Annotated in this window: 2 protein-coding genes; one reads left to right on the forward strand and one right to left on the reverse strand. The window is 66.2% G+C overall.

Annotated features, from left to right (window positions below; translation table 11 throughout):
- Positions 1-291: 291 nt before the first annotated feature.
- Entirely contained in the window at positions 292-1,320 is a 1,029-nt protein-coding gene (add, locus tag QN345_RS17710; protein ID WP_322189635.1) for an adenosine deaminase, read from the reverse strand.
- A gap of 240 nt (positions 1,321-1,560) precedes the next feature.
- Here add and QN345_RS17715 point away from each other — a divergent pair, with 240 nt between their 5' ends.
- Positions 1,561-2,661 (forward strand): ABC transporter substrate-binding protein, encoded by a 1,101-nt coding sequence (locus QN345_RS17715; RefSeq protein ID WP_134448925.1) that lies wholly within the window; start codon positions 1,561-1,563, stop codon positions 2,659-2,661.
- The last annotated feature ends 131 nt before the right edge of the window (positions 2,662-2,792 follow it).

Genomic DNA, 2,792 nt, shown 5'->3' on the forward strand with positions numbered 1-2,792 from the left:
GTGATCGTCACCGCCCCGCGCACGAAGCCGGCAGGCGTGAGCACGGCGTCCGCCCGGATCACCCGGTCGACTCGTTCGCGCATCTGTCCTCCTGCCTGCTGGAATCTCAGGCCGTGACGCTGGCCAGATGGTCTAGCAAACACCCTGGTGAGGACCGCGGGGTGCCAATCGGGACTCTTGAAACGCGATCGTCACACGCCGGACGGTTGTCCGTAATACGGGCCCCGCCGCGCCTCCCTGGCAGGGTTCTGCGGGACCGGTTTCGCGGGCCGGACCGGCCTCCGGTCCCGGCTAGGCCGGGTTCGCCGCGAGGAAGGCGTCGATCTCGGAGAGGTACCCCTGTCGGTCGGCGTCGGACAACCAGCTCGCCTCGAAGGAGTTCCGGGCCAGCTGGACGAGCTCGTCCCTGCCGATGCCGGCCTGCCGGGCGAATGCCGTATAGGTGTCGGCGACATAAGCCCCGAAGTACGCGGGGTCGTCGGAGTTGAGGGTGACGAGCACGCCGAGGCCGAGCAGCTCGACGATCTCCCTCGCCTTCATGTCCGAGGTCACGAAACTGTTCGAGACCGGGCAGCAGGTCAGGCCGATCCGGCGTTCCCGGACGAGGGCGACGAGCGCCGGGTCCTCGAGGATGTTCGTGCCGTGGTCGATCCGGTCGACCCTGACCTCGCCGAGCACCTGGCGGATGTTCTCGATGCTGCCGACCTGGTCGATGTCGCAGTGCATCGTGAGCCTGAGGCCGGCCTCACGGGCGAGCCGGAAGACCTCGGCGAACTTCGCCGGGGGATTGCCGCGCTCGTCGGAGTCGAGCCCGACGCCGACGATCAGGTCGCGGTAGGGCAGGGCGGCCAGCAGGGTCTCGTGGGCGCTCTCGGCGGATGCGTCACGCAGGAAACAGAGGATCAGCTCGGCGGAGAGACCGTAACCGGCCGCATCCGCTGCAGCACGGTGCAGTCCGGTGATCACGGTCTCGAAGGGCACGCCGCGCGTCGTGTGCGCCTGCGGGTCGAAGAAGGCCTCGACGTGGCGGACCCCGTCTGCGGAGGCGCGACGGAAGTACGCGGTGGCGAGGTCGTAGAAGTCCTGCTCGGTGATCAGCACGTTCATCGCGGGGTAGTACACCGCGAGGAAGCTTGCGAGGGAGTCGAAGGCATAGCTCGCGCGCACCTCCTCGACCGTCGACTGGCCGATATCGACACCGTTGCGCGTGGCGAGGGCGAGTCTGAGGTCGGGTTCGAGGGTGCCTTCGAGGTGCACATGCAGCTCTGCTTTGGGCAATCCGGACACAAACGCGGCAGTAGGCTCAGTAACGGACGGCATCGGGGCTCCTTTTCGGGCGGACGCCGTGACCGTATCACGCGGCAGATGCACTTTTCCTCCCGCGACGGGTACCCAGCATGCTGCAACACGACGGAAACACTGTCGAGGTCGCAGCGTCATCTGCGGGGCCTAAATTCAGGGAACCCGCACGTGTGCCGCACAGCATTACACAGCAGCCGTCTTCCCTGACGGCACCCCCCCCAACGGCACCCCACGAGCATCATCGAGAGGAACAGCTTCATGACCCGGACCCAAGGTTTAACAGCACACCGTTCACCGGCAGGGCGTCCCGCCCGTCGCATCCTGCAGGGAATCGCCGCTGCGGCAGCCGTGACCATCGCGCTCACCTCCTGCGCGACGAGTTCCACGCCGGCAGCCTCGGCTTCCGGTGCGCCCGCGTCCTTCGGCACCGCGAGCATCCAGCTGTCCTGGATCAAGAACACCGAGTTCATGGGTGAGTTCCTCGCCGACTCCAACGGCGACTTCACCAAGGCCGGCTTCGATTCCGTCGACCTCATCGCCGGCCCGGCATCCGCTGAAGCCGGCGTCATCTCCGGCACGGTCGACCTCGGCATCGGCAACGCGATCTCCACCGGAACCGTCATCGCGAACGAAGGCGCCCCGATCAAGATCATCGGCGCCACGTACCAGAAGAACCCGTTCTCGATCCTCTCGCTCGCCAAGGTGGGCAACATCAAGACCCTCGCCGACCTCAAGGGCAAGAAGATCGGCGTGCAGGCGAGCAACCAGAGCCTCTGGGACGCGTTCCTCAAGGTCAACAACATCGACCCGACCTCGCTGACCACCGTCCCCGTCGAGTACGACCCGACCCCGCTCTTCAACGGCGAGGTCGACGGCTGGTTCTCCTACCTCACCAACGAGGGCATCGACGCAGACCTCAAGGGCCTCGGCCCGGTCAACCTGCCGCTCGCCGACAACGGGCTCCCGTTCGTAGCGGAGACCTTCACGGCCTCCGACAAGGAGATCTCGGGTGACCGCGCGAAACTCAAGGGCCTCCTGATCGCCGAGATCAAGGGCTGGGCCGCCGCCATCAAGGACCCGGCCGCCTCCGCCAAGCTCACGATCGACAAGTATGGGGCAGACCTCGGCCTCACGATCGAGAAGGAGACGAAGCAGGCCACGATCCAGTCGACCGACCTCATCGTCAGCGACGACACCGTCAAGAACGGCCTCTTCACCATCAGCGATAAGCTGCAGCAGGAGAGCATCAAGACGCTCGCTGCCGCCGGTGTCACCATCACGGCCGACAAGCTCTTCGACATGAGCCTGCTGTCCGAGGTCTACGCGGAGAACCCCGACCTGGTCAACTACGCCAAGTAGGCGGTTCCTCTTCAAGCACGACAGCACCACCAGCAGTACGCAGGCACACCGAAACGAGGCCGCCCTCGTCTCGCTGATCCAGCCGGGCGACCGCGTGCTCGTGCCCATCTTCGGGCGCTTCGGGCACCTCC

The organism is Cryobacterium sp. 10I1 (genome assembly GCF_035019805.1).
In the GTDB taxonomy this organism is placed as follows: domain Bacteria; phylum Actinomycetota; class Actinomycetes; order Actinomycetales; family Microbacteriaceae; genus Cryobacterium; species Cryobacterium glucosi.

Coding starts and splice junctions, on each gene's coding strand:
- add (WP_322189635.1), bottom strand. CDS start 1,320: ATGCCGTCCGTTACTGAGCCTACTGCCGCGTTTGTGTCCGGATTGCCC.
- QN345_RS17715 (WP_134448925.1), top strand. CDS start 1,561: ATGACCCGGACCCAAGGTTTAACAGCACACCGTTCACCGGCAGGGCGT.